Annotated in this window: 23 protein-coding genes, 2 tRNA genes and 1 pseudogene; 13 read left to right on the top strand and 13 right to left on the bottom strand. The window is 61.9% G+C overall.

What is annotated here, in order from left to right; translation table 11 throughout:
• Positions 1-305: 305 nt before the first annotated feature.
• From HYG81_RS33630 to HYG81_RS33600, 7 genes are all read right to left on the bottom strand, one after another.
• Positions 306-379: transfer RNA gene (locus HYG81_RS33630), tRNA-Thr, on the bottom strand.
• Positions 380-391: 12 nt separating this feature from the next.
• A complete protein-coding gene (locus HYG81_RS33625; protein ID WP_180840530.1) occupies positions 392-907 on the bottom strand; it encodes a GNAT family N-acetyltransferase in 516 nt (171 codons plus the stop codon).
• Entirely contained in the window at positions 876-2,099 is a 1,224-nt protein-coding gene (locus tag HYG81_RS33620; RefSeq protein WP_180840529.1) for a phosphoglycerate kinase, read from the bottom strand. Before HYG81_RS33620 ends, HYG81_RS33625 begins: the two co-directional genes overlap by 32 nt.
• Positions 2,100-2,199: 100 nt before the next feature.
• Positions 2,200-2,808 carry a CBS domain-containing protein gene (locus tag HYG81_RS33615; RefSeq protein WP_180840528.1) on the bottom strand — a complete coding sequence of 203 codons (609 nt, stop codon included), beginning with the start codon at positions 2,806-2,808 and terminating at the stop codon, positions 2,200-2,202.
• A gap of 84 nt (positions 2,809-2,892) precedes the next feature.
• Positions 2,893-3,663 (bottom strand): GTP cyclohydrolase III, encoded by a 771-nt coding sequence (locus HYG81_RS33610; protein ID WP_180840527.1) that lies wholly within the window; start codon positions 3,661-3,663, stop codon positions 2,893-2,895.
• Between the two features lie 76 nt (positions 3,664-3,739).
• The gene (locus HYG81_RS33605) at positions 3,740-4,066 is read right to left on the bottom strand and encodes a DUF5785 family protein (protein ID WP_180840526.1); all 327 of its coding nucleotides are present in this window, start codon (positions 4,064-4,066) and stop codon (positions 3,740-3,742) included.
• Positions 4,067-4,098: 32 nt separating this feature from the next.
• Positions 4,099-6,408 carry a PAS domain S-box protein gene (locus HYG81_RS33600; RefSeq protein ID WP_180840525.1) on the bottom strand — a complete coding sequence of 770 codons (2,310 nt, stop codon included), beginning with the start codon at positions 6,406-6,408 and terminating at the stop codon, positions 4,099-4,101.
• A gap of 573 nt (positions 6,409-6,981) precedes the next feature.
• Here HYG81_RS33600 and HYG81_RS33595 point away from each other — a divergent pair.
• Complete coding sequence (locus HYG81_RS33595; protein ID WP_180840524.1) at positions 6,982-7,152, top strand: hypothetical protein; 171 nt, start codon at positions 6,982-6,984, stop codon at positions 7,150-7,152.
• Between the two features lie 133 nt (positions 7,153-7,285).
• Here the strand turns inward: HYG81_RS33595 and HYG81_RS33590 are convergent, their stop codons facing one another.
• On the bottom strand, positions 7,286-7,558 hold the full coding sequence (locus tag HYG81_RS33590; RefSeq protein ID WP_180840523.1) for a hypothetical protein: 273 nt from the start codon (positions 7,556-7,558) through the stop codon (positions 7,286-7,288).
• Positions 7,559-9,218: 1,660 nt separating this feature from the next.
• Between HYG81_RS33590 and HYG81_RS33585 the strand changes: the two genes are divergently transcribed.
• Positions 9,219-10,550, top strand: a complete 1,332-nt coding sequence (locus tag HYG81_RS33585; RefSeq protein WP_226375961.1) for an AAA family ATPase — start codon at positions 9,219-9,221, stop codon at positions 10,548-10,550.
• Positions 10,543-11,889, top strand: a complete 1,347-nt coding sequence (locus HYG81_RS33580; protein WP_180840521.1) for a hypothetical protein — start codon at positions 10,543-10,545, stop codon at positions 11,887-11,889. The genes HYG81_RS33585 and HYG81_RS33580 overlap by 8 nt, the downstream gene beginning before the upstream one ends.
• 28 nt (positions 11,890-11,917) lie before the next feature.
• Here the strand turns inward: HYG81_RS33580 and HYG81_RS33575 are convergent.
• Positions 11,918-12,079 (bottom strand): annotated as a pseudogene (locus tag HYG81_RS33575) (restriction endonuclease); the annotation flags it as partial.
• 307 nt (positions 12,080-12,386) lie between these two features.
• Between HYG81_RS33575 and HYG81_RS33570 the strand changes: the two are divergent.
• Both HYG81_RS33570 and HYG81_RS33565 read left to right on the top strand, forming a co-directional pair.
• Complete coding sequence (locus tag HYG81_RS33570; RefSeq protein ID WP_180840519.1) at positions 12,387-13,070, top strand: nucleotidyltransferase domain-containing protein; 684 nt, start codon at positions 12,387-12,389, stop codon at positions 13,068-13,070.
• A complete protein-coding gene (locus tag HYG81_RS33565) occupies positions 13,063-13,578 on the top strand; it encodes a DUF8154 family protein (protein ID WP_180840518.1) in 516 nt (171 codons plus the stop codon). The genes HYG81_RS33570 and HYG81_RS33565 overlap by 8 nt, the downstream gene beginning before the upstream one ends.
• Before the next feature lie 72 nt (positions 13,579-13,650).
• Here HYG81_RS33565 and mct read toward each other — a convergent pair whose 3' ends face one another.
• Positions 13,651-14,826: a succinyl-CoA:mesaconate CoA-transferase gene (gene mct, locus HYG81_RS33560; protein WP_180840517.1), complete on the bottom strand. Its 1,176-nt coding sequence runs from the start codon at positions 14,824-14,826 to the stop codon at positions 13,651-13,653.
• 161 nt (positions 14,827-14,987) lie between these two features.
• Here mct and glmS point away from each other — a divergent pair, with 161 nt between their 5' ends.
• The 6 genes from glmS to HYG81_RS33530 all read left to right on the top strand — a co-directional run bounded on the left by glmS (position 14,988) and on the right by HYG81_RS33530 (position 22,029).
• Complete coding sequence (glmS, locus tag HYG81_RS33555) at positions 14,988-15,443, top strand: methylaspartate mutase subunit S (RefSeq protein WP_180840516.1); 456 nt, start codon at positions 14,988-14,990, stop codon at positions 15,441-15,443.
• 8 nt (positions 15,444-15,451) lie between these two features.
• Positions 15,452-16,885 (top strand): methylaspartate mutase subunit E, encoded by a 1,434-nt coding sequence (locus tag HYG81_RS33550; RefSeq protein ID WP_180840515.1) that lies wholly within the window; start codon positions 15,452-15,454, stop codon positions 16,883-16,885.
• Positions 16,886-16,887: 2 nt separating this feature from the next.
• A complete protein-coding gene (locus tag HYG81_RS33545; protein WP_180840514.1) occupies positions 16,888-18,171 on the top strand; it encodes a methylaspartate ammonia-lyase in 1,284 nt (427 codons plus the stop codon).
• Complete coding sequence (gene mch, locus HYG81_RS33540) at positions 18,164-19,225, top strand: 2-methylfumaryl-CoA hydratase (protein ID WP_180840513.1); 1,062 nt, start codon at positions 18,164-18,166, stop codon at positions 19,223-19,225. The genes HYG81_RS33545 and mch overlap by 8 nt, the downstream gene beginning before the upstream one ends.
• Before the next feature lie 54 nt (positions 19,226-19,279).
• Positions 19,280-20,323 carry an L-malyl-CoA/beta-methylmalyl-CoA lyase gene (citE, locus tag HYG81_RS33535; protein WP_180840512.1) on the top strand — a complete coding sequence of 348 codons (1,044 nt, stop codon included), beginning with the start codon at positions 19,280-19,282 and terminating at the stop codon, positions 20,321-20,323.
• A gap of 266 nt (positions 20,324-20,589) precedes the next feature.
• The gene (locus HYG81_RS33530; protein WP_180840511.1) at positions 20,590-22,029 is read left to right on the top strand and encodes a GntP family permease; all 1,440 of its coding nucleotides are present in this window, start codon (positions 20,590-20,592) and stop codon (positions 22,027-22,029) included.
• Between the two features lie 490 nt (positions 22,030-22,519).
• Here the strand turns inward: HYG81_RS33530 and HYG81_RS33525 are convergent, their stop codons facing one another.
• Positions 22,520-22,726 (bottom strand): cold-shock protein, encoded by a 207-nt coding sequence (locus tag HYG81_RS33525; RefSeq protein ID WP_006180818.1) that lies wholly within the window; start codon positions 22,724-22,726, stop codon positions 22,520-22,522.
• Positions 22,727-23,015: 289 nt separating this feature from the next.
• Between HYG81_RS33525 and HYG81_RS33520 the strand changes: the two genes are divergently transcribed.
• Entirely contained in the window at positions 23,016-23,285 is a 270-nt protein-coding gene (locus HYG81_RS33520; protein WP_226375960.1) for a DUF7571 family protein, read from the top strand.
• Between the two features lie 368 nt (positions 23,286-23,653).
• Here the strand turns inward: HYG81_RS33520 and HYG81_RS33515 are convergent.
• Together HYG81_RS33515 and HYG81_RS33510 are read right to left on the bottom strand one after the other, a co-directional pair.
• Positions 23,654-23,737 (bottom strand) — tRNA-Ser (locus tag HYG81_RS33515).
• A 41-nt stretch (positions 23,738-23,778) separates the two neighbouring features.
• The gene (locus tag HYG81_RS33510; RefSeq protein ID WP_180840510.1) at positions 23,779-24,519 is read right to left on the bottom strand and encodes a hypothetical protein; all 741 of its coding nucleotides are present in this window, start codon (positions 24,517-24,519) and stop codon (positions 23,779-23,781) included.
• A gap of 110 nt (positions 24,520-24,629) precedes the next feature.
• On the opposite strand from HYG81_RS33510, the gene HYG81_RS33505 reads away from it, so the two are divergent.
• Positions 24,630-24,848, top strand: a complete 219-nt coding sequence (locus tag HYG81_RS33505; RefSeq protein ID WP_180840509.1) for a hypothetical protein — start codon at positions 24,630-24,632, stop codon at positions 24,846-24,848.
• The last annotated feature ends 49 nt before the right edge of the window (positions 24,849-24,897 follow it).

The following is a 24,897-nucleotide window of genomic DNA, read 5'->3' as shown; positions in this document are numbered from 1 at the left end:
TACTCGAGGTAACCCCGTTCCCGGCCAGCGTCTAAGACCGCGTTCACTAATTCGGCCTGGAAGGCTTCGGAACTCGAGAGTTCGCCCCATATGTTGGACAAGGGACGTCCATCTAGAGCGACTGTAGCCGCCGTTCCGATCGGTGGCTGTTCTGGCTGGGTCAGCCCGGCCGATGTCACGCCGGACACCCCCGATGAACGGCATAATTAGAATGGGATTTGAACCTGAGGTTCGAGAACCTGAGATTTTCAAAACCACCGAGATTGCCGATACCAGAAGGTAGGGGCTTTGAACCTGAGGATTCAAGCCAGGGCGGGGATTTGAACCCCGGAAGTCTCGATTACAAGTCGAGTGCATGAACCGCCCATGCTCCCCTGGCGCAGGCCGTTGGTTAGCCGTCCTCCTTTGAATGTGTATCGTTTTCGCCCCGGTCCTCGAGCGAGCGCGCCATCGTGACCCGAAACTCGTCGTACCCCTCGCGGCGATAAAAGCGGCGGGCGGCTTCGTTGTCTGCCATCACCTCAAGCAACAGTTCGTCCGCACCTCGCTCGGCGACCGACTTCTCGGCGGCCTCGAGCAACGCGGTGCCGATCCCGCGACCGCGGACCGCGGGTTCGACGTAGATGTTCGAGAGCATCCCGCGGGTGCTGTCGAGCTCGAGGGTGCCGCGTTCGATCGAGACCGAGGCGAAGCCGACGATATCGCCCTCGAGACGCGCGACGAATAGCCCGTCGGCGACCTGATAGGCCCCGAGCGTTTCGCGCATCGTCTCGCGGTTCGCGTCGGCGCGGACGGCCGACTCGTACTGGCGCTGGTCGCGGGCGAGGCGGACCCACATGTCCGCGAGGGTATCGAGGTCGTCCCGGGAGGCCGGTTCAATCGTCGGCTGCGGGTTGTTTGGGGGCATTCTCGAGTGCCGTCACGGCGGGGAGTGATTCGGCGGTGAGCATTCGCAACGCGGCTCCGCCGCCGGTACTGATGTGGGAGAACCCGTCGACGCCGAGTTTGCGCAGCGCGGAGGCGGTGTCCCCGCCGCCGACGATGCTCGTGGGGATGTCCGTGGCAGCGTCGTAGAGCTGTCGGGTTCCGGTCTTGAAGCGATCGTCCTCGAAGACGCCGGCGGGGCCGTTGAGGATCACCGTCTCCGCGTCCCCGAGGATCCGCCGATAGTAGTCGAGCGTCGATTCGCCGATGTCCATCGCGGACTCGCCGTTTCCGGGCGGGAGAGCGTTGACGCCGAGTTCGTGGCGCTCGTCGTTCCGGGCGACGGCGACGTCGCGGGGGAGCGCGATCCGGTCGCCGTAGGCGTCGAGCAGGTCGGCCGCGCGGTCGATCTCGTCCCAGTAGCCCTGCTCGTAGATGAAGTCGGAACTGGCGTCGCCGAGATCGACGCCGTCCGCGATGAGGAAGACGTTGCCGACGACGCCCGCGGTGAGGACGTGATCGGCCAGCCCCTTCTCGAGGACGGACCAGGCGACGTCGATCGAGTCGGGCACCTTCGCGCCGCCGAGGACGTAGACGCGGGGTTCGGGGGTCTCTTCGATGGAACCCAGCACGTCGAGTTCGGCCTCCATCACGCGGCCGGCATAGCTGGGGAGGACCGTCGGCAGTCCGACGAGCGAGGGTTGGGAGCGGTGGGCCGCGGCGAAGGCGTCGTTGACGTAGACGTCCAGCACCGATTCGAGCCCTTCGACGAGGTGGGTTCGAGCGGCCCGCTCGGGGTCGAACTCCATGTACTCCTCGCTGTAAAAGCGGGTGTTCTCGAGGACGAGGCAGTCGCCGTTCGAGAGGCCCCTGACAGCGTCGCGGGCGGCGTCGGTAAAGGTCGCATCCACGTAGTCGACGGGCTGGCCGAGCAGTTCCGAGAGGCGATCCGCGTGGGACTCGAGGGAGACGAAATCGTCGCTGCCGGGCCGACCCTGATGGGCGAGGACGGCGACCTGACCGCCGCGCTCTAAGAGTTCCGAGAGGGTGTCGACGTGAGCGCGCAGTCGGGCGTCGTCCGCGAGCGTGCCATCGTCGCCGATCGGACTATTGACGTCGACGCGAACACCGACGGTAGTCCCTTCGACGTTCAGGTCGTCGAGGGTCGCAATCATTATCGGTCCGTGCACCGCGGCCACCGAAAGGTCTTTCTATCGGAGAGATAGGGAGCGGTGGCCGGTGACACGGCTCACGCCGGCCGGTGGAGTTGGTTCGTCACACCGTCCGGCAGTCCGCACAGACGAGTTGGCCGTTGGCGTCCCACAGCGCGTCCGCGAGCGAGCCGCAGGCCTCGCAAACGCCCTGGGTGGTGTACTCGTCGCCGCCGTTGGGGAGCACTCTGGCGTCGCCCTCGACGGTCGTATGGGCGGTCATCGGGTCCGCGATCCCGCGATCCCGGTCGACCGGCGGCTCGCTCGATCGGGAGGGGGTCATCGTCGCCTGGAACGAACTCGCCGCGGCGATGACGTCGCGCTGGGTGACCAACCCGACGATACCGTCGTCGTCTTCGACGATGACGTTGCGAATGTTCTGGCGAGCCATCGTCGTGGCGACGTCGGTGAGCGATCGCTCGGGACCGACCGTGATGACCGGGGTCGTCATGGCGTCGCCGACGGTCGTCTCCGCGGGGTCGCGTTCGTCGTCGACGAGACCGAGCACGTCCCACTCGGTGACGATGCCGACCGGCTCCGCACCGCGAACGACCAGCGCGCAACTCGTCCGCTCGTCGCGCATGAGGGAAACGACATCGAGCACGGCGTCGGACTCGCTGACTCCGACGTAGTCGGTCGTCAGGACATCTCTGACTGACAGTTCCGATTCCATGTGTGAATAGATAACACTGACGGGCTAAAAGCTACCCCCGCCACACTTAAGCAAACCGGCGGCGAAGTACTCTACTTCCGGGATTCAGGCCGTCTCCCACTCGAGTTCGACCCTGGTCCCGTCCGCTCGGCAGGTCTCGAGTGCGTGTTTCGCGTCGAAGCCCGCTTCGTGGGCGCTCTTTCCGCGACCGACGCCGACCTGCAGCTCGACGTCGACGGCTTCTGCGACGTGAGCGGTCGCCTCCGCGTAGTCGGCCTCCTCGAGGTCGGGGCAGATGACGATGACGTTGTCGCCGCCGACGAAAAAGGAGAGGCTGTCGTGGGCGTAACGCATGTGCCGCATGAGTTCCGCGTAGCCCTGTTCGATCTCGATGAACGTGTCGAAGGCGTTGAGTTCGTCCGTGTAGTTTCCGGTCGCGTTGATCACGTCGAAGTGGGCGATCTGGATGTCGTCGTCGGTCCGGTAGCCGTCTTCGATGGCTCGGCCTTCGAGACACTCGCGTCGATTCTTGTCCTGTGCGCTGCCGGCCGCCTGGAGGCGTTCGGTCGCGTCGGATAGTGCCTGCACGGGGCTCGTGCCGGTCGCGACGCCGAGACTGAGCGTCACGGGGTACCGGTTGCCGACCGATTCCTGGAGGAGCGCGTGCTCCTCGAGCGAACAGCCGTTCGTGACGGCGATCATGTTGTCGAAGCGAGTGAAGAAGGCGTAGCCGCCGCGATTACCGACGAACTGGGAGATGTCCGCAAACAGCCGGGACTGCATCGTCTGCAGATCGGCCTCTCGACGGGGGTCCGGCGTCACGGTCCACGGCCCGTAGTTGTCGATCTGAACGAGCGTTACCTGCGTGTTAGTCACGGTGACCGATTCTTTCGAACGCCGTCGTATAAGTGATACGTAATCCAGATTCGTGATGCGACTCGGGAATCGGGCCTCAGGCGGGCTTCTTCTCGGGGTTTTTGCCCTGCGGGTGGTACTTCCAGAAGCCGCCGGCGCGCATCGCCGCGCCGATGGCCTTGTGCATGTCGACCATCGTCTCGAACTCTTCGGGTTCGACGTACTCGAAAATCTCGCTCATCGGCACGACCGTCTCGTAGTTGATTCGGATCGGATAGTCGCCGTACTCCGCGACGAACTCGTCGCGGTCCATCGGGAAGTCCTCCTCCTCGTTGACCTTGTCTGCGATGATCCGCATGTCGAACTTGCGCATCCCCTCGCTGCCCTCCTCACCGTCGGGATCGACCGGCCAGTTGCTGCTCATACCCGACCGTGTGCAGGGGACCCGCAAAAGGATTACTCTCCGTCGCCGTCGGCTCGTCGCCGATCCGCCCGCTCGACGCCGGTCAGTTCGAACCGCGTCCCGCCGTCGTCCCCGTCGGTAACGGCCACGGTCCAGCCGTGGTCCTCGGCGATCCGCTTGACGATCGCGAGACCGAGACCGGTTCCACTGTCAGCGCCCGAGTAGCCGCTCTCGAACACGCGCTCGCGTTCGTCCGCCGGAATCCCGGGGCCGTCGTCCGCGATGGAGAAGCCGCTGCCAGCCGCTTCTCCGAGGTCGTCGACGGTGATCGTGACGCGCTGGCCGCCGTGTTCGACCGCATCTTCAGAACTGTCAGGTTCTGAACGGCTCGTCGAGCCATGCTCGACGGCGTCTCGACGAGTTTGCGAGTCGGGGCTCGTGGAGCCATGCTCCACGGCGTTGCGGATCAGGTTCTCGAGGAGCTGCGTGAGCCGCGCCCGGTCCGCGTAGATGGCGGCGTCCGATTCGATTCGCAACGTCGCGTCGGCCGTGTCGACGTTCTGCCAGCAGTCTTCGACGAGCGCTGCCAAGTCGATCGGTTCGGCGTTCAACACCGGGTCGCGTTCTCGTGCGACCATGAGGATGTTTTCGATCAAAACTTCCATCCGATCGTGCGCCCACGCGACGGCCTCGAGGTCGTCGTCGGCACAGTCACAGGTTTCGCGGGCCGCCTCGAGTCGTCCCTGCGCGACGTTCAGCGGATTCCGGAGGTCGTGGGAGACGATGCTGGCGAATCGCTCGAGACGTTCGTTCTGTTCTTTCAGCTCTCGCTCGCGGGCTTTGCGGTCGGTGATGTCGCGCAGGACGCCGACGGTCCCCTGGAATCGGCCGTCCTCGTCCGGCGGCAGCGTCGCGATGTGGTTCTCGTTGGGCACCCGTTCGCCGTCCGCCGTGATCGTCTCCATTTCGAAGGACGCGTGGTCGCGGTCGTCGGAACGCAACAGGTCGCGGATCTCCGATTCGGCCATGGCGATGTCCTCGTCGTCCATGAAGATCGAGATGTGTTCGCCGACCAGTTCCTCGGGCCGGTACCCCGTCGTCGTCACCTCGGCGTTGATCGGCGGGACGATCTTGGTGAGATAGCCCTCGTCGTCGAGCGCGTACACCTCGTCGGGGATCGTCTCGAGGATGGTCTCGTCGCGCTCGAGTTTCCGTTCGCGCGCCGTGCGTTCGGTAATGTCGCGAACGACGCCGGCGACGCCGCGGTACCGGCCGTCCTCGAGGGGCAGTAGTGAGAGGTGATCCTCGCAGCGGATCGGTCTGCCGTCGCCCGTTTCGACGGTGATCTCGTAGGTGCGTTGGCGGACGTCGGTGTCGTCGGAGAGCAGCGACCGGATACACTCGAGGCTGCGTTCTATGGACGAATCGTCGAGCAGGAACGAGACGTGTCGGCCGACGATTTCGTCCTTCTCGTAGCCGGTCATCTCGGCGTAGGCGTCGTTGACGAACGCGTACCGGCCCTCGGAATCGACCGTGTAGACGGGATCGCCGAGGGCTTCGATGATCGTCTCGTAGCGCTCGAGGTCGCGCTCGCGCTCCTTGCGGTCCGTCACGTCCTGGACCGTACAGATGAGATCGCCGTTGCCGGTCGTCGACAGCGAGTGGGCTTCGACGAAGGTGCTCCCGTCCGCCCGGAGACCGGTCGTCTCACCGTACCAGTCGCCCTCGGCCATGACCGTCGGGACGATCTCGTCGCGGGCGCGCTCGAGTTCGTCGTCCGGATACAGCCGTTCCCAGTGCTCGCCAAGCAGGTCGGCGGGGTCGTAGCCGTACAGATCTGCATACGCCCGGTTCACGTAGACGAATCGGCCGTCGTCGTCCAGCAGACTGATCCCCTCCTGTGCGGTTTCGATGGCGCGGAGCTGGCGCTGTCGTTGCAGTTCGGATCGAGCCGTTTCGACGGCGGTGCAGACACTCTCCGCCAGCGTCGCGTACTCGGTCGCGTCCCGCCGCAGGTAGTCCGTGGCGCCGGCCGTGATCGCCTCGCTCGCGACCGCTTCCGATCCCGCGTCCGTGAACAGCACGAAGGGGCGGTCCTCATCGTCGGTTCGGACCGCGTCCAGCAACGCCAGTCCGTCCGCGTCGGGCAGGTCGTACTCCGAAACGATGCAGTCGACGTCGGTCTCGGCGAGGCGCTCGAGCGCATCGCTCGTGCCAGTCGCACCGAGCGTTTCGATGGCGTCGTCCGCCCGCTCGAGGGCGTCGGCCGTCTCGGCGAGGCGATCCGGATCGCCGTCCACACAGAGGACGCGAACCGGCTCGATCGAGACGCTCTCGCGCCGAGATTCGTCTCGGTTGCTCATGCCCTACCTCTCGGTACGGCGAGGATATAGATTTGGGCCCCGGTTCGGTCGCTCGTTCGTTCGGAGCGAACGAGACGGCGTTCAGGTGTCGAATTCGACGAGTATAGCACTAACTGAAAGTTAATACACACCCGATCGCACGACAGCTTTGCGATTAGTGTGTGAATCGTTTCAGTTGGTGCGATAGCCGGCCGTTCGGCAGTTCGCTCGAACACGGAACGATCGCTCCCGTCTCGTCGGTACGCACAGCAGTCGATCGGTTCGGATCGAGGGGCTCGAGCGTCGGTGATCGGAGTTCAGGGTGCTCGAGGCAGACTCTCTTTCTCCGAAGTAACAATAGATATAAGTCACAACAAGTCAACAATCCAAACGGAAGCCAGTCTCTAAACGCACAAGTAAGGGGTTACATCGAAATGCCCCGGGTGGAACCAGCACCCGAGACATGGCTTCCAAAGCGGAACACTTCGGTTGCCATGATTGCGTTGATTCTACCGGGACATAAACGTCCCGCACGACCGTCGAATCGCCCGACTCGAGTAGTGTCCTCGCCGCAACGACCGAGGCCCGATTACCATGGCTAGCCGGTCGGACGCGAGCGACGACGACGAGTCGCCGTTCCCCGACTGTCCGCGCTGTGGCGACCCGGTGCTGTTCTCGGCCGCCACCGGCCCGCACACCGGCTCCGTCGCTCCCTGTGGCTGTTCGATCCCGCCGGACCTCTTTCCGAGCCTTCGCGAGGAGTAAGTCGGGGTCGGGCTCGAGCCCCGACGATCAGCCGGCCGGTCGGCGGTTCCGATCGAATCACCACACACCACCTGCCGACATCGCCCGTCGGGCGGCCGGTTCGGAACCGGGACTCGAGTCCGCAAGGTCTCGATTAGTCGTCGCCGTGCTCCTCGAGAAGGTCGATCTCGTTTCGATCAGCGATGTCCGAGAGAATCGTCCGGGCCGTCTCCGCATCGACGTCCTCGAGGAGACGGGCCACGAACGGTGTGAGGAGTTCGGGTCGGACGCGGAGGTCGACGTACTCGACCCGTCCACCGGCGACGACGAAATCGACGTCCCACTCCTTCTCCGTCGGTTCCGTCATCCGAATGCTGGCCCACTTGTCAGTCGCTGACTCCGGATCCGTGAATATCTCGTTCGGCATAATCGAAAAGTGTAGGCGTCCTGAAGGTATAAGGCACTCTCCCCATTTTCCCCGAGTCCGCGTCGTAAAGCTCAGTCAGACCGAACACACGTTACGGATCTAATAGTCATCGGCTGACTGCTTCCTCGAACGAGTTGAACTTTCGAAGTCGATTAACCAGCGAGTCGGTCTTGGTAGTGAGCTCCGGGAAGTTTGCTAAACTTCAGGAGACCTCTTTCATATAACTGGTCTTACAGTCGAGTTGATTCAAATACCGACCTTCGTGATATCGTAACAGGATTTATAGGTAGATACTGTCTCGAATTAGAAAACAATGGGAGCGGGATTATCAGAGAACGATGAAACAAACAGAGACCCACCAACCATCTATCAGGTTCCAGTAAAGACGGAAGACGACGAGCCAATTCGAATAAACTTCGAGCGAACGATCGTTGACGGAGTTCACCGAGATCAACTCACAGAGTACTGTGAAATACCCCTAGAGCACGAGACCCTTCGAGTGTGGGGGAATACAGAGGACAAACCGGCTGATACCGGTGATTATCTCTTATTTGCAGATCGTGATGGCCGTAACGGAGGCGACTATACGCATCTCGCTCGTATCGACCACGCAACGATCCTGGATGAGGAGGCGGCAGCGGCATTTACAGACGCGATCGGTTGGGGAGAGGTGTCGGACGTTTCGTATCAGCACGTAATGTTTCTCGATCCGATATACGAGACGACCCTCGACCGCGAGGATTTCTGGGAGATACTTGATTTTCGGGGGTGGCCAAACGACACGTTCAGTGGCATCGATTTCGATCGAAGTGGATCGACGTTCTTCGCAGAGTATGACTCAATCGAGGCGTTTATCGAGCAGATCCGCGGTAACAAGATCTATCCAGCCGAATTAGCTGTCGACACCGAATCAGCCGACGAATATGAGACGCTCGAGGCTGCGATAACCGATATTCGAACCCGACTCGAGGAATCCTCGGTGAATACGTCGTGGCTCAAAACCCGTCTCGGGGGGGCACTCGTCGCCGAGTGGTCGGCTGCACTCACGGGGTTCAAACCATCTGATACAGTCTCCGCGAACACAGCGGTACGATTCGATCAACTTCGGAACATCTACGAATCACTCGAACCCGAACTCGAGGAGACTGCCAGCGAACTCGGCGTCGGATATCATTATTCGTTTTCGCCGGCAAAGACGCTCTTTCTCTGTTGGGTTCGGATTCTCCAAGAGGAAATCGACCATGCCGGGAGTGTTTTGAGTCAACCTCGACTGAACAGTATTCTCCACGACAGTTACACCGTGGAGACGGATACGGAAACGGAGCCGGTAGCTCGACCGGTTGACAGCACTCATCCAGTGCTATCACACATTCGAGCGACATCACCGACGGTATACAAGTTCACTGCCCCATCCGACTACTGGCTAACGAGTATCGAGTATAGTTCGGTGTCGTCCGGAGAAGAATATCGGAGTCGATGGGAGGAGTTCTCGGAAGGCGATGTTGTTATTCTCCATTCCCATGAAGAGCCATCGAACGGAGAACTCAGCCGTCACCCAAACGGCATAATCGGAGTCGGAATTCTCGGACGGACGTTCGAGAAAGAGGAACCGTGGTGGTGGGACGAACACGAACGCGGGGAGTCGTATCCGTTGGTCGCGATGTTCGATCGGCTATTCCTCACCGGCTCGATCGACGATATCGATACATCTCGGTCGATCACTGAAAAGACAACATCAGAGATCGATCGGGAGTGCGACGCGCTGACGACGGATCTCCTCCCGATTGCGCAAGCCAACAGTATCTGTAACGAGGTTGCTGGTATCGAATTTCCGGTCCAGTCACAGTACGCGACGTTTCGAACAGACAATGATACGATCGATCACGATCAGCCAGTGGCGCTCATCGAGGCGATCGCGGACACGTTGAGTGAGGCTCCAGCGATCAACATTCACAAACAGTATCGCGGTTCGATCCCGTCCGAAACGCTCGACGGCCTCTACTTCCCAGATGATCAAGGTGAACGGATTCTCGAGCAGATCACGACGGCGCTCACAGCTGGTAAGCACATCCTCCTAACTGGGCCACCGGGAACCGGAAAGACGGAGATTGCCCGTCGAGTCTGCAACTCGCTGGCAGATACGCACCCGTACTTATATTCGGATTTCGAAATGACGACGGCGACCGCCGACTGGTCGACGTTCGATACGGTCGGCGGATACATGCCGAACGAATCCGAAAGCGATGGTGACAATCTCGCGTTCACCCCTGGAATCGTCCTGAACCGACTCAAAAACGCCCAGACTGAGGCCCAATCGAACGATTTACTCATTGTCGACGAACTGAACCGTGCAGACATCGACAAAGCGTTCGGCCAACTCTTTACGCTCCTCTCGGGGCAGTCAGTCCAACTACCGTACACCAAAAACGGTCGTGAAATCGAACTCACAACGACCGACGAGCTCTCTGGACGTCCTGCGGACCGTCAGTATCTCGTGCCGAATTCGTGGCGTATCTTCGCGACGATGAACACCTACGACAAAACCTCGCTCTACGAGATGAGTTACGCATTCATGCGCCGGTTCGCCTTCATTCGCGTTCCTGCTCCTACACTCCCCGAGGATCCGGCAGACGATGATCAGTTAGAACAACTGATCTACGACTACGCAAACGCGTGGGATCTCGATCTCAATCGCAACGAAGCGATGGCTATCGGTCGCGTTTGGCGGGAGACGAACCACGCTGTGGAGGAACGCTCGATCGGCCCCGCGATCATCGAAGATATCCTCCGATACGTTAATCAGCATCCCGAGGACGAACTCGAGTACCACCTCACTCAAGCGGTTATCAGCTATATCTTCCCCCAACTCGAGGGGGTTCCGAAGCGACGGACGATCGTTCAGGAAATAGCGGCTGTCAACGAAATCGAGGCATTGCTTCTCGAGCAAGCGGCACGAGAGATGCTCCAGGTAACGGTTGCGACGAATGAATAGAAACGAACTCCTCGATCAGCTTACCGAAGACATCCTCGCCCACGTGATGCGCGGGTCGTTTCCCGAGCGTGAGCTGGCGCAGTCGATCAAACCGGAGCAGTTGGACGACCGATTCGAGGAGTACGAACTGCTGCTTGATCTCCACTTCATTCTCAAATCCGATGTCGTCTCGTTCGTGAGGGAGCTCTCGGAACATCTGCGAAGTATTCGAACGGAAACGCAAACAACATCACGAACGCGACGTGGCACCGTTGACGGACGAATCAACTGGGGAGCGACGATCAAGAAACGCTATTCCGAACACCCTCGAGATACGTCGATCTTCGTCTGTGACAACCGGTCAGTAGACTACGATATCCCCGAAAACATCGTTCTCAAACGGTTGATATCCGTTATTCACACGACGATCCGAGAGGCAGAAGAGTATCTCCGGGGGGAGTACGAGTGGGTCCAAGAGACGTGGAAAGGAAACGAGAACCTCATTGACGAGCTACAGAAAATCGTCGAACGGAACGTCCACGTTCGTCGGATTCGCGATCCAGCCACCTACGAGCCGACCGAACGGATGCTTACGACCGCCGCTAATTCGCGACAGGAGGTATACCGCGAGGCTGCGTCACTACTCAAATCTCGAGAGCGGCTGTATGAGGGCGACTCAGACGAAATTAGGGAACTACTTGATGAAACGGCAATTGCACCCGACGATCAGGATTCGCTCTTCGAACTGTACGTCCTCTTCCGGTTCGTCGCAACGCTCGAGCAACTGCAAGAGAGCCAACCCGAGTTCAAGACGATTGCCACAGGTCGGCAGGAGGTGGCCCGATTCGATGGTGACAAACAGATCGCTCTCTATCACGATAATTCGGCATCTGATCGAAATCTGTCGTTCGTCGCAGTTCCTGATGAAGACCAAGAGGAGCCATCACGGACAGATGAGGTACAGCTTACGGCAAAGGAGATCGCGAGCGACTACTTCGGTCGGGAGTTTCGAAATCAGACGGGTCGTCCCGACGTTATTGTCCTCGAGATCATCTCCGAGACGGACGATCAACACGAGTACCTGATCGTGGAAGTGAAGAACAGTACCAACACGGACACGATCCGTCGTGGAATCAAAGAGACGTTAGAGTACCTCGCCTTTCTTCGGGTTAACGAAGACTACGTCTTCGGTCGTGACGACGGGAACTACTTCGGCTCAGGGTGGAACGGACTGCTGGTCGTTCAAGATCTCGAAGACGATACTGCATCGCTCGAAGCCCAGTCCGAGAACCCGGTCACGATCTTGCAAGCAGATGAGTTGGAAGATAAGTTAGCGGTTGTGCTACGCGAGATCCTATAGCATCGTTGGGTTGTCGCTTTCTTCAGTAGCCCGACTCGAGTTCGTAGAGCGACTGCAGTTCGGCCAGCGCCTCGCTGGCGGTCGCGTCACACTCCCACTCGTCCCGTTCCTGAATCCGCTCGTCGAGATAGTGTTCGGAGAAGAGATTCGAATTCGTGTACGGCCGATCCGACAGCGTCGCCTGACTCATGATACCTGCCACCTCGAATCGTCACAGTAAGAAACTGCTGGTAGCGAGGGCCGCTCGAGGAACCGATTTCTGCGGTGAGTCAAATTTCCAATATGATGCCGAGCGTATCCGAACGACGAGTACCGTCCTGCTCCGCTCGGACGCCGTCGAAAACCTCTCTCAAACGTTCGGTGGGAACCGTTGTCATGCTGTTTGCCGCCCGCTCGTTCGAACTGACATCGTCTGATCCGTACTACGACCGCTGGGGAGCGCCACCATCGCGATTCTAGTATAAGGTATAAGTGGAAAGGGAAACAGTACCTTTACAATGAAAATGGAACCGAACGGGCCGACGATAACCCTCGACCTCCCCGTCCGAGACGAGCGGCTGTTCGGGAGCGAAACGATAGACGACGTCCTGCTATTCTTGAGTCGACACCCCGACGACGCGTTCTCGATTACGGACCTCGCAAACGCGGTGGGCTACTCGAGACCGAGTGTCACCAAAGCGGTGGACGTCCTCTCGAGTACCGAACTCGTCGTCACGGAACGGGACGGAGCGCGCCGAATGGTCTGCATCAATCGCGACCGCCTCCACGTTCCCGACGATGCGTACTTCCAGATCCCGCAATCGGAATTCCACGCGCCCGTAAAGGCGGCTGCGGAGACGGTCGTCGACGAACTCGAGTCCGTGATCGCGGTCGTCCTGTACGGAAGCGTCGCTCGAGGCGACGCCGATCGGCGAAGCGATATCGATCTCTGGGTGCTGGTGCTGGATGACCGAATGGAAAATCAGCGACGAGCGAACCGGGTGAGGCAGCGACTCGAGAACGAGGCGTTCGACGGTAGCCGATACGAATACGAGATCGACGTCGAGGCGCTCGGAGCGGTTCCGAACTATCGCACCGAACTCCGAGACGTCTTGAGCGACGGGATCGCTGTCTACGAAACCGACGAGTTCGAAACGGTTCGGAATATGGTCTTGCAGGGCACTGGTGAGAGCGATGCGTGACGAGTCCGATCCGACTGCGATCACGGATGCACTCGAGGCCGCTGTCGACGCGTTCAACGAGGAGGGTCACGGAATCCCGACGTACGAAGAGACGATCGACACGGACGACGATTGGACGGCGCAACTCACGAAAGGGTGTACGCTGCTCCACGCCGTCGAACAGATCGATGGTGGCGGCTATCACACTGCCACGATCGAGCTCTGTTTCGGGGCCATCGAACGGTCGATAGAGGCGTTTGCACTGGCAGAAGGCGGAGACGAGCTGGCGGACTTCCACGATCACACCCACTGCTACGATCGCGCCTCGGATCTCGCCCTCCTCTCGAACTCGACGACAGACAAACTCAGGGGTCTCTACACGGAAAACCGGACGGACAGCTACTACGGTGGGAAACGGCCCACACTGGAGCAAGCGGAAACCGTGCAATCGCTCGCCCGTGAAATCCATCGACACGTCAGAAACCGAATCCGAGACGGTGGTGTCTGTCTCTGTGAGAGGACGGAGTGAGCGGGACTGACGGTCGAATCGTTCGTTTGCTCTCGCAGCCGTCTCGACGAACGAACCGAGCGATATCGTCGCTCAGTCGTCGGCCGTCTCGGCGTCGGCGTCCTCGCCCAGCAGTTCCTCGCGGTGCTCGTCGAGCAGCGGCGCGCGACCGCGGGGCTCGGGGTTCGTCTCGCTCATCTTGATCGGATTGCCCGCGATCTCGACGTCCCTGTCAGCGCCGGGCTGTTCGACTGGCACGAGCATGTCCCGCGCGTGGATGTGCGGATCGTCGAAGATCTCCTCGGTGGTCTGGACGGGCGCGGCCGGGACCCTGCCCTCGAGCCGTCCCACGAGTTCGTCGTTGGTCTGCTCGAGCGCCCAGTCCGCGATCTCAGCCCGCAGCGCCTCGCGGTTCTCGAGTCGCTCCGGCGTCGTCGGGTACTCCTCGGCGAGATCCTCGCGGCCCATCACGTCGCAGAGCTCCGCCCAGTGGTTGTTGTTGAACGCGGCGATGACGGCGTAGCCGTCCTCGGTCTCGAAGGCGTCGTAGGGGAACAGCGTCGGGTGGGAGTTCCCCCGTCGGGTCGGCGATTCGCCGGAGTAGGACTGCTGGTAGATGGCGCGCTCGGTGAAGCTGATCATCGAGTCGTACATGGCGGTGTCGACGTACTGGCCCTCGCCGGTCTGCTCGCGGTGGTTGACCGCCGCCAGAATGCCGATGCAGTTCAGCGTCGCCGTAAAGAGGTCGCCGACGCCGGGCCCGGTCTTCGTCGGCGGGCCGTCGGGCTGGCCGGTGGTCTCCATGACGCCGCCCAGCGCCTGCGCGATGAGGTCGAAGGAGGGCTGGCCCTGCCGGTCCGTCTCGCCGGTCCGCGGGTCGCCGAAGCCGCGGATCGAGGAGTAGATGAGATCGTCGTTGTGCTCTTTCAGCGTCTCGTAGCCCAGCCCGTACTTCTCCATCGTGCCCGAGCGATAGTTCTCGACGACGATGTCGGCCTCTTCGACGAGCGAGAGGAAGTCCTCCCGATCCTCCTCCTCCCGGAAGTTCAGTTCGATGCTCTTCTTGCCGCGGTTGACGCTCTGGAAGTAGCCGCCGTAGGCCTCTTCATCGGGATCGTCGACGAACGGCGGGTTCGACCGGATCATATCGCCGCCGGGTCGTTCGATCTTGACGACGTCCGCGCCCAGGTCCGCGAGCAACATCGTACAGTATGGCCCGGCGAGCACCTGGGTCAGATCCACGACGCGAAGGTTCGAGAGTGCTCCCATGTGTACGCCCCCCTTACGAAACCATTACCAAAACCCTTACCATCGATCATGAAGGTGTTCCTATCTACCACAGCTCGTGTGAACACTCGCCATAGGGACGCTGTAAGGATCCTTAAACAGTATTATCATGGAAGATCATTAGGTTTATAGGGAGGTCCATCATGATTCTGAATACGATGTCCCAAACGGTCGTCCTCGGCGTGATTGGCTCCGACGCCCACGTCGTTGGCATCACAATCTTAGAGCAAGCCTTCAGCGCAGCCGGCTTCGATGTCGTGAACCTCGGCGTCCAGACCTCCCAGGAGGAGTTCGCCGAAGCCGCGGTAGCCCACGACGCACAGGCTGTACTGGTGTCCTCGCTCTACGGTCACGCCGAGCAGGACTGTCAGGGATTCCACAGCGTCCTCGAGGACGCTGACGTCGACGCGGTCAGCTACATCGGCGGCAACCTCGCCGTCGGTCAAGACGACTTCGAGGACACCCGGAAAACGTTCCGGGAGCTCGGATTCGACCGCGTCTTCGATTCCGAAACCGATCCCGAGGACGCAATCGCCGCACTCCGCGAAGACCTCCAGATCTCTCCGACGGAGTCGGAACGGGCAACTATCAGTTCGTAGATGTCTAGATGATACGAGACGAACGCATTCCATCCGACGAGCTACGGCGTATCGACGAAGAGATCCGGTCCGACTGGCATACTGGCGAAGACGTCGACTTCGAGGACGCCATCGCGTACCACGAGTCGCTACCCGACCACAAGCGATTCGCCGACGTCCTCGAGTCGGCCGACAAGCCACTCTTGCAGCCCCGAGCCGGGGTTCCCCGGCTCGACGACCAGATCGAACTGCTGCAATACCTCCTCGAGGAGGGGAAAGCGGACCTCCTCCCGACGACTATCGACTCGTACACGCGTGACAACGAGTACGAGAAAGCCCAGCAGGGCCTCGACAAGGCCCTCGAGACGGGCGACGACACCCTCAACGGCTTCCCCGCCGTCAACCACGGGGTCGACGGCTGTCGCGAACTGATCGACGCGGTCGACGCGCCGATCGAGGTGCGCCACGGCACCCCGGACGCCCGGCTGCTCGCGGCGATCACCTTCGCTGGCGGCTTCCAGAGCTTCGAGGGAGGCCCCATCTCCTACAACATTCCGTACACGAAACGCCACGGCCTCGAGGAGACCATCGAGAAGTGGCAGTTCGTCGACCGGCTGGCGGGGGCGTACACCGAACGCGGCGTGCGGATCAACCGCGAGCCGTTCGGCCCCCTCACCGGCACGCTCGTCCCGCCCTCGATCGCGATCGCGATCATGATCGTCGAGGGGAAGCTGGCGGCGACCCAGGGCGTGCGATCGATCACGCTCGGCTACGGTCAGGTCGGCAACATCGTCCAGGACGTGGCCGCCCTGCACGCGCTCAAGAAGCTGGGCAACGAGTACCTGCCCGACGAGGTCGTCGTCACCACAGTCTTCCACGAGTGGATGGGCGGCTTCCCGCCGGACGAGGCCCGCGCGAACGGCGTCATCAGCCTCGGCGGCATGACCGCCGCCATCGCCCAGCCGGACAAGGTCATTACCAAGTCGCCCCAGGAGTTCCAGGGGGTGCCGACCATGGAGGCCAACTCGGCCGGCCTGCGCACGACGCGCCAGGTCATCGACATGGCGATCGAACAGAAGATCGACATCGACGGCATCGAGGAGGAACAGGACCTCATCGAGCGCGAGACCCGCTGTCTGATGGACACCATCTTCGACCACGGCGACGGCGACGTCGTCCAGGGAACGCTCAAGGCCTTCGCCTCCGGTGCGCTCGACGTTCCGTTCGCACCCAGCGACAGCGCGCAGGGAGCCGTCCTGCCCGCACGGGACGACGACGGCCGCGTCCGCATCTTCGAGTGGGCCGACCTCGAGATGGACGAGGATATCAAGGAGATTCACAAGGCGCGGCTCTCACAGCGCGCCGACACCGAGGGCCGCGAACAGTCGTTCCGCATGGTCGCAGACGACGTCGACGCGATCAGCGACGGAAAGCTCATCGGCCGACCACAGGGTGACGTCTAACCATGGAAATCACAGGAATATACGCAACGCCCGGCTACTCCGGGTTCTTCTTCGACGACCAGCGCGCGATCAAGCAGGGAGCGGAACACGACGGCTTCACCTACGAGGGCGAGCCCGTCACCGACGGCTTCGACGAGATTCGCCAAGCCGGCGAAACGATCATCGTCGACATCGAACTCGCCGACGGCACCGTCGTCCGCGGCGACTGCGCCGCGGTCCAGTACTCCGGTGCCGGCGGGCGCGACCCGCTGTTCAAAGCCGAGGAGTACGCCCCCGTCATCGAGGGCCCCGTCGCCGACGAACTCGAGGGCCGCGACGCCGCCGAGTTCCTCTCGAATGCCGAACTGCTCGAGGAGATGCAGGTAGACGGTGATCGGCTGCACACGGCGATCCGCTACGGCGTCTCGCAGGCACTGCTCGCGGCGGCCGCGGAGGCCGAGAAGACGACGCAGACGGACGTCATGGCAGACGCGCTGGGCACTGAGCCCGCGACGGAGCCGGTGCCGGTCTTCGGCCAGTCCGGCGACGACCGCTACAACAACACGGAAAAGATGTTCGTCAAGGGCGTCCCGGTCTTGCCCCACGCGCTGATCAACAGCGTCGAGAAGATCGGCGAGAACGGCGAGGTCCTCCTCGAGTACGTCGAGTGGCTCGTTGAGCGGTCCCAAGAGTTGGGGCCGGAGGGGTACGAGCCGCGCTTCCACATCGACGTCTACGGGATGATCGGCGAAATCTTCGGTGCGCCCTACGACCGCGACGAAGTGGTCGACTACTTCGCCGCGCTCGAGGAGGCCGCGGCCCCCTATCCGATCCAGATCGAGGGGCCGATGGACGTCGGCGACCGCGCCGACCAGATCGACGCGATGGTCGAGCTCCGCGAGGGGCTCGAAGACGCCGACGTCAGCGTCGATATCGTGGCCGACGAGTGGTGTAATACCTTCGAGGACGTGCAGGCGTTCGTCGACGCGGGCGCGGCCGACCTCGTGCAGGTGAAGACGCCCGACCTCGGCGGGATCCACCGCAGCGGGCAGGCGGTCCGCTACTGCGAGGGGACCGAAACCCGCGCCTACCTCGGTGGCACCTGCAACGAGACGGAAACCTCCGCGCGTGCCTGCGCTCACGTCGCGCTCGCGACGAACGCCGCGCAGGTGCTCGCAAAGCCCGGGATGGGCTTCGACGAGGGCTATATGATCGTCGAAAACGAGATGCGACGGACGATCGCCCGACGGAAACGAGAACAGTTACCAACTGACGCGGAGACGGACGAAGTGACCGCAGATGACTGATTGGACCGATCCGGACACGTTCGCACAGGCACTCGAGCGAGTCGAGACCAAGGAGAAGGGCAACTGCTTCGAGGACTTCGAGGAGGGTGACCTCATCGAACACGACCCCGGGCTCACGCTCACCGAGTGGGGCAACGAGTCCTGGATGAGCCAGACTCTGAACCACGACCCGGCCTACTGGCGCACCGACGCCGCCGCGGAGCGCGGGTTCGACGAACCGCCGATCCACCCGGACTACCTGACCGCCGCAACGCTGGGCATCACCGTCGAGGATCTCAGTGAGAAGGGCGGCTACTTCCTCGGACGGACCGACGTCCGGTTCCCCGGCACGCCCGTCTACGCGGGCACCGAACTCCACGTCGAGAGCGAGGTCGTCAACTGCGCGACCTCGAGTTCCCGGCCCGAGTACGGCATCGTCTCCTGGCGCACCCGCGGCAGGGACGCCGAGACCGGCGAGGTGCTGTGTTCCTACGAGCGGACGAACATGATCCCGCGCCGCGAACCCGTGGCCACGGACGGGAGCGGCGCAGCAGCCGCCGAGGAAGACGACGACCCCGAACTCCCCGAGGAGTTCATCGCTCCCGAGGGCGGCTACTACGAGGACTTCGCCGAGGCGCTCGAGACGGCCGACAACGAGAACGCCGCGGTGGCCTACCGCCACGAGCGCGGCCGCACGCAGGACGATGTCACCGTCGCCTCGCTGCCGTTGGCGACGCTCAACACGGCCAAACAACACCACAACGTCGACGTGATGAGCGACTCGCCGTCGGGCGACATCGTCACCTACGGCGATGTGACCCGCTCGACCGCGCTGGGCCACGCCCGCTCGGACGAACAGACCTGGCGCGAGGTCGGCTTCGACGACGAATCGTTCCACACGTTCGTCGCCGTCGGCGACACCGTCTACGCCTTCACGCGGGTTCTCGAGGCCGAGGACGACGCCTCGAGCGACGATGCGGGGACGGTGACGTTCGAGCACATCGCGTTCAATCAGGACGACGAACCCGTCTACTCGGGCACGCGAACCGCCGAGATTCGAAAGCGTTCTAACTAACACGAACGATAATCAAAGACGACCGCAGACAATCGCGAATTCAGACAGATACACATGACTGATGACATCCGACTCTGCCGCACGTTCCAGACCGCACCGGCCGCCGTTCCGAAAGACGACTCGGCGAAGTACCTCACCTCTGCCCTCACCGCCGAGGGCTTCCAGGCCCCCGATTGGCTCGTCCCCGACATGGAAGACGGGACGGCACCCGACATGAAAGCCGAGGGCCTCGAGAACACCATCGAGAAGGTTCCCCAGCACGACTTCCCCGGCGAAATCTGGCCCCGCGTCGAGTGGAGCTACGAGGACGAAGAGTACTGCGAGAAGGGGCGCAACCAGATCGACCGACTCGTCTCCGAAATCGGTGACGAGATCGACGGCGTCGTCGTCCCCAAGGTCGGCCGCCTCGCAGACGTCAAGCGCGCCGCCGAGGTCGTCGCCGAAGCCGAAGCCGAACACGGCTACGACGACGGCTCGATCGGCCTCTCGATCATCATCGAGACCGGTCGCGCCCGCTCCGATCTGCGCGAAATCTCCAAGTTCGGCGAGGACTCCCGGCTCACCGCGCTCGTCTTCGGCCCCGTCGACTACGCCGCCGAACTCGGCGGCCGCGACCTCGGCGACGGCATGCCACGCTGGGACGGCCTGCTCGAGGCCCTCTCGAACGAGTCTAGCGCCGCGGACCTGCTCTCGATCGGCGGCCCCTTCGACGACCTGTTCAAAGAGCGCGCCGGCCTGACCTACTACAACGCGGACGCCTACGCGGATCAGGTCGAACACGAGGCCCAGCTCGGGCTCGACGGCTCCTGGTCGCTGTACCCCAAGCAGACGATTCAGGCCAACACCGTCCACATGCCGACGCCCGACGAACTCGAGCGCGACGTCCACAAGATCGAGCGCTTCAACGAGGCCAAGCGCGAGGGCACCGGCGCGGTCACCATCGACGGCCAGATGGTCGACGAAGCCACCTTCAAGAACTTCCGTAACACGGTCCAGCAGGTCCGTGCGATCGACGACATCCGCCCCGAACAGACCGAAGAGTACTACGACGCCGAGCTGCTCGACCGAGCGCGCGACCTCGAGCTGTCCTACCGCTGAGAGGGCGTGAGCGCACCGAACCGATTCACTGACTGAATTCGGTTTTTACTTTCGGAGAATCGTCGGACGGCGTTTTCCGCCTGTCCCGCAGGCGAGAGACGAACCCCATCTAACGCGTCCAGCGAGCGCTGGATGCGCCGGAAGACTATCTTCTCGCCCCACCGATTGCCACACATGTGATTCAGTTATTGGTACCAATTCGCCAATATTTATTTACTATGTTCGTAAGTACTAATAATGGTAATCTGTCCATACAAGCTATACCAATGGCGTATGTGCCGCTCCAGGCGGTCGACTTCGCGCATAGTCCGTTAATTACGTTCATCGTCGGTCTCATCGCAGTCGTCGCGTTGCTGGTGTGGCTCGACCTCCCGGCGTTCATCGGATTGATTATGGCGGCGTTCACCGTCGGCGTCGTCAACACGGTCTTCGTCGCCGACTTCGGAGCGGCCGATGCCGGCTCTCGAGTTGCGACTGCATTCGGAGATAACATGGCCGGGATCGGTATCCCGATCCTGATGGCCGCAGTCATCGGCAAATCGATGCTCGAGAGCGGGGCGGCCCAGCGGATCGTTCGGAGTTTCCAGAACGTCCTCGGCAAGTCCAACTCGGATATCTCCTTGCTCGGGAGCAGTTCCTTCCTGGCCGTGCCCGTCTTCTTCGACAGCGTCTTCTACCTCATGGCGCCCCTCGCACGCTCGATGCGCGCCCGCGTGGGTCGGGATTACACCCTGTTCATCGTCGTCGTGGGAGCCGGTGCGGCGACGACGCACGTCTTCGTCCCTCCGACGCCGGGGCCGCTGGCCGTCGCAGCGGAGTTGGAGACGGACCTGGGAGCAACGATCGCCATCGGAATCGTGACCGCGATCCCGGCGGCGATCCTCGCCGGCCTCGTCTACGGCCGGTGGATCAACGCTAGACTCGATATCCCGCTTCGCGACACGATGTCGACGACGACCGAGGAGTTGCAGGACGTCGCCGATAAGCCGACCAGCGCCCTTCCGGGCATGATCGAGTCCGCGGCACCGATTATTCTGGCGGTCGTTCTCATCGCTTCGCTGACCTTCGTCGACGGCTTCCAAGACTGGGCTCTCCTCGAGGCGATCCCAGTGCTCCCCACCGCGCTCGAACTGATCGAACCGGTCGCCGCATTCCTCGGGGACAAGAACGTCGCACTCACGATTGCTGCCCTCGCCGCGGCGTACTCCTTCATGCGGCACAACGACCTCTCCCAGAGCGAGTGGACCGACGAACTCACGGAGGCGCTGAAAAGCGGTGGGAACATCGCGGCCATCACCGCCGCCGGTGGCGCATTCGGTGCTCTCCTCGCGGCTTCGGGGATCGGTGACTATCTCGCAGGTGGCCTCGAGGGCGTCGGTATCGGCCTGCTGGTCACCGCCTGGCTCATCGCCGCGATCGTTCGCATCGCACAGGGCTCGGCGACGGCCGCGATGCTGACGGCTGCCGGGATCATGGCACCCCTCACCGGCCAGCTCGAGGTCCACACCGCCTACCTCGTGATGGTGATCGGCGCGGGCGCGAACATCTTCTCGTGGTACAACGACTCCGGCTTCTGGCTGGTGAAGGAAATCGGCGGGCTAACACAGGGCGAGACACTCCGGACGTGGACCGTCCTGACGACGATTATCTCCATCTCCGGGCTGCTCACGAGCCTGGTACTCTCAACGCTCTTCCCGCTCGCGTAGATTCGGAGCGGTTCTTCCGTTTTGGCGCTTTATTTGCACTATCTAGTGTCCAGTGTCGGGTCTCTGCGGCCGTCTGAACTGATCGACCACTGCGATGGCGCGCGCTGTCGGCCGCTCAAGGACGTCTCGATATTCTCTCGCTGAAAACGGCGGGGATGGGATTCGAACTACCTGAACTCCGGCCCGCCCCTGCAGATGCTGCCCTTGATCCACTATCGGGCAGAGTGGAAACGCTTCCTCGCCCGTCGAGACGGCAAACGCCCACGGTTTGGGTTCTGGAATTTCGGCATCGGAGCGCTGGAACGCCGTCCCGAGAGCGTGCGTCAGCATGAGTGGTTCGCCCAGCGCTGTCCGTTAGAACCGATCTCGCGCCTTGCCGTACGATCTACCGAATCCGACAGCGCGTACGGATAGCACAAGCTACGGCGTGTGACAGTGTGAAAGAACGGAATCGCCATCTATCGCTGTGAACGACAGATAACAGTCGCTATTACTTGCGGACGAGGTTCGTCGCGCGGGGTCCCTTGGGGGATGATTCGATGTCGAACTCGACTTCTTGCCCTTCTTCGAGGTCCGGGCCGCCGACGTCCTCCATGTGGAAGAAAACGTCCTCATCGTCGTCTACTTCGTCGCTGTCAGTCGAAATGAAACCGTAACCGCCCGTGTCGTTGAAGAAGTCAACCTTACCGTTTGCCATTACAACCATACAAAGTCCCGACTCGGGGATAACACTTCTGAGAGACGAGGTATCATGACTCCCTATTATACCCGGTCCGAGATGTAGCAGTCACCCTCTCTACGGGGAGTGTCCGTCGAGAGCACAGCTTATAGGACGGATCCGAAAATGCTGGTCAGAGGCGGCAACAACTCGACAGAGACGTTATTTATCCGGACTCCAGTGCGTTCACTCGGATTACAGTCCGTGCGTCCATCGCTCACGGAGGCAGGTATTTATGGTGTGGTAACATGGTACTAAGAGCATCGCTATGAAAACGTGCCACAGCTGTCAGGCGGTCATCGACGAGTATCTCTTGGATAAACAACTCGAACCGCTGCGCGACCTCACAGTTGACGACTTCAATGTCTGCGCGGACTGTGCGACCATCGTTGCGGATGCATGTGTGAAATGCGGCAGCGCGGTGTACGTCCCTCGAAGCGAATCCGTCACCCCCGACTATTGCCCAGCGTGTCGTGCCGACCTCATCGACCGCACTGGTCACGATCCCGGCTGGAATTGTGATCTGACGTCTCACTGAACGGCACCCCACCTCTCAAACGATTTTTCCGGTACAGCCGTCTAACAGGCAGCTAACGGTGCCGGGAGATTTACTCACCTACCGTTTGGAAGTAGCCCTAGCGAAGCTTGCTACGATACCCTCGCAAAACCTGATTCAAATTCATCTTGACGCTTTGCTCCTCACGTCCGTTCATCGTGAGAACTCTGTTCTCACGAGCGTTCACTCGCGTTGCTCGTGAACACGTCGCAAAAGCGGTGGGGATGGGATTTTGAACTACGCCCGAGAACCTGCGCAAAGCGCAGAACCTCGGTCTAGTTCAAATCCCACCATTTCGTTTTCCGCTCAAGAGACTCCTCACTACGTTCGTCGTATTTGCTCGCGGAAAACGGTGGGGATGGGATTTGAACCCATGAGGCTTGGAGGCCACCTGCTCTCAAGGCAGGCGCGTTAGGCCGCTCTGCCACCCCACCTCGCTCTCCGTTTTGCCGTACGTTCAAAAAGGGTTGTCGGTCTATTCGCGCTCGAGCCCGCCGTCTTCTCCAACTCGAATCCCCAGTTCGTCAACGAGCGCCGCCGTCGCCTCCGCACCCGGGCGCTCGGCGGCCCGCCGGGCCTCGAGCCCGGCGACGGTCGCTCGGAGCCCAGCGGCCGTCGCCACGGTGGGTAGCATCGGCGCGAAACCGACGCTGAGCCCGTCGTCAGCCGCGTGCCGGGCCAGCGTTGACAGTTCGGGCGTCGCGTACGCGTCGGTGAAGTCGATCGGCTCCGAAAAGCCCGCGAAGTAGGTGCTGCCCTCGGTCGATGGCCCGAGCACGACTTCGTGACGGCGCAGCGACATCGCCGCCCCGTCGATCTCCGTCCGATTGACCAGCGGCACCGTCGGCTCGAGCATCCCCACGCTCTGGACCCCTTCGCGCTCGAGGAGGTGCGTGACGGTGTTGCCGACGCGAGCCGATCGACTCGAGCCGACCTGGCGCTCGAACCGAACTTCCGCGTCCTCCCCAAGCACGTCGAGGGCGAGCGCTCGGACCTCCGCTTCGGGGTCGCCACCCGCATGCGCCTCGGGCAGGGTCTCCTCGTCGCGGTAGTTGAGTAGAAGGTCGCCACCGCTCGAGGCGACGGCCCACAGGACGTCGGCGACGGCGGCCTCGTAGAGCGAGACCGCTTCGGCGTCGGAAAGCGGCGACTCATCGACGACCGACGAGAGGACGAGCCCCTCCCGCGGCGGATCGACTGGGACGACGACTATCATACCCAATGCTCCGGTCGCACGGTCCTTGAACGCGGCGCTTCCGAGGGCGAACGCCCGGCGGCGGAGGTCAAATGGCGACGAATTATAACGGATCGCTCCCTTCCTTCGGTATGGACGAACGATCGATCGCCGGACTGCTCGCGACGCTCGTGATCGTCGCGCTGGCAGTTTTCGGCCTCGTCGGATTCGGAAACGGTTACCTGACTAATACCACCGGCCAGTACTTCGCATCGACGATCGGCGCGCTCGTCGTCGCCGTCCTCGTCGTGGGGGCGCTGATCGCTCTGGGCGTCGGCTCGAGGCGCTGGCGCGAGAATCCCTACTGGTAACTGACGCTGGCGGTTCCAAGAGGTCGCTCCGATTCGGTTCTGCCGTCTC

This window comes from Natrinema zhouii (assembly GCF_013456555.2).
GTDB classification, from domain to species: domain Archaea; phylum Halobacteriota; class Halobacteria; order Halobacteriales; family Natrialbaceae; genus Natrinema; species Natrinema zhouii.
Note: the sequence above shows the minus strand (reverse complement) of the source record. Positions and strands in the feature narration are given on the sequence as shown.

Coding starts and splice junctions, on each gene's coding strand:
- HYG81_RS33625 (WP_180840530.1), bottom strand. CDS start 907: ATGCCCCCAAACAACCCGCAGCCGACGATTGAACCGGCCTCCCGGGAC.
- HYG81_RS33620 (WP_180840529.1), bottom strand. CDS start 2,099: ATGATTGCGACCCTCGACGACCTGAACGTCGAAGGGACTACCGTCGGT.
- HYG81_RS33615 (WP_180840528.1), bottom strand. CDS start 2,808: ATGGAATCGGAACTGTCAGTCAGAGATGTCCTGACGACCGACTACGTC.
- HYG81_RS33605 (WP_180840526.1), bottom strand. CDS start 4,066: ATGAGCAGCAACTGGCCGGTCGATCCCGACGGTGAGGAGGGCAGCGAG.
- HYG81_RS33600 (WP_180840525.1), bottom strand. CDS start 6,408: ATGAGCAACCGAGACGAATCTCGGCGCGAGAGCGTCTCGATCGAGCCG.
- HYG81_RS33595 (WP_180840524.1), top strand. CDS start 6,982: ATGGCTAGCCGGTCGGACGCGAGCGACGACGACGAGTCGCCGTTCCCC.
- HYG81_RS33590 (WP_180840523.1), bottom strand. CDS start 7,558: ATGCCGAACGAGATATTCACGGATCCGGAGTCAGCGACTGACAAGTGG.
- HYG81_RS33585 (WP_226375961.1), top strand. CDS start 9,219: ATGTTCGATCGGCTATTCCTCACCGGCTCGATCGACGATATCGATACA.
- HYG81_RS33580 (WP_180840521.1), top strand. CDS start 10,543: ATGAATAGAAACGAACTCCTCGATCAGCTTACCGAAGACATCCTCGCC.
- HYG81_RS33570 (WP_180840519.1), top strand. CDS start 12,387: ATGAAAATGGAACCGAACGGGCCGACGATAACCCTCGACCTCCCCGTC.
- HYG81_RS33565 (WP_180840518.1), top strand. CDS start 13,063: ATGCGTGACGAGTCCGATCCGACTGCGATCACGGATGCACTCGAGGCC.
- mct (WP_180840517.1), bottom strand. CDS start 14,826: ATGGGAGCACTCTCGAACCTTCGCGTCGTGGATCTGACCCAGGTGCTC.
- glmS (WP_180840516.1), top strand. CDS start 14,988: ATGATTCTGAATACGATGTCCCAAACGGTCGTCCTCGGCGTGATTGGC.
- HYG81_RS33550 (WP_180840515.1), top strand. CDS start 15,452: ATGATACGAGACGAACGCATTCCATCCGACGAGCTACGGCGTATCGAC.
- HYG81_RS33545 (WP_180840514.1), top strand. CDS start 16,888: ATGGAAATCACAGGAATATACGCAACGCCCGGCTACTCCGGGTTCTTC.
- mch (WP_180840513.1), top strand. CDS start 18,164: ATGACTGATTGGACCGATCCGGACACGTTCGCACAGGCACTCGAGCGA.
- citE (WP_180840512.1), top strand. CDS start 19,280: ATGACTGATGACATCCGACTCTGCCGCACGTTCCAGACCGCACCGGCC.
- HYG81_RS33530 (WP_180840511.1), top strand. CDS start 20,590: ATGGCGTATGTGCCGCTCCAGGCGGTCGACTTCGCGCATAGTCCGTTA.
- HYG81_RS33525 (WP_006180818.1), bottom strand. CDS start 22,726: ATGGCAAACGGTAAGGTTGACTTCTTCAACGACACGGGCGGTTACGGT.
- HYG81_RS33520 (WP_226375960.1), top strand. CDS start 23,016: ATGAAAACGTGCCACAGCTGTCAGGCGGTCATCGACGAGTATCTCTTG.
- HYG81_RS33510 (WP_180840510.1), bottom strand. CDS start 24,519: ATGATAGTCGTCGTCCCAGTCGATCCGCCGCGGGAGGGGCTCGTCCTC.
- HYG81_RS33505 (WP_180840509.1), top strand. CDS start 24,630: ATGGACGAACGATCGATCGCCGGACTGCTCGCGACGCTCGTGATCGTC.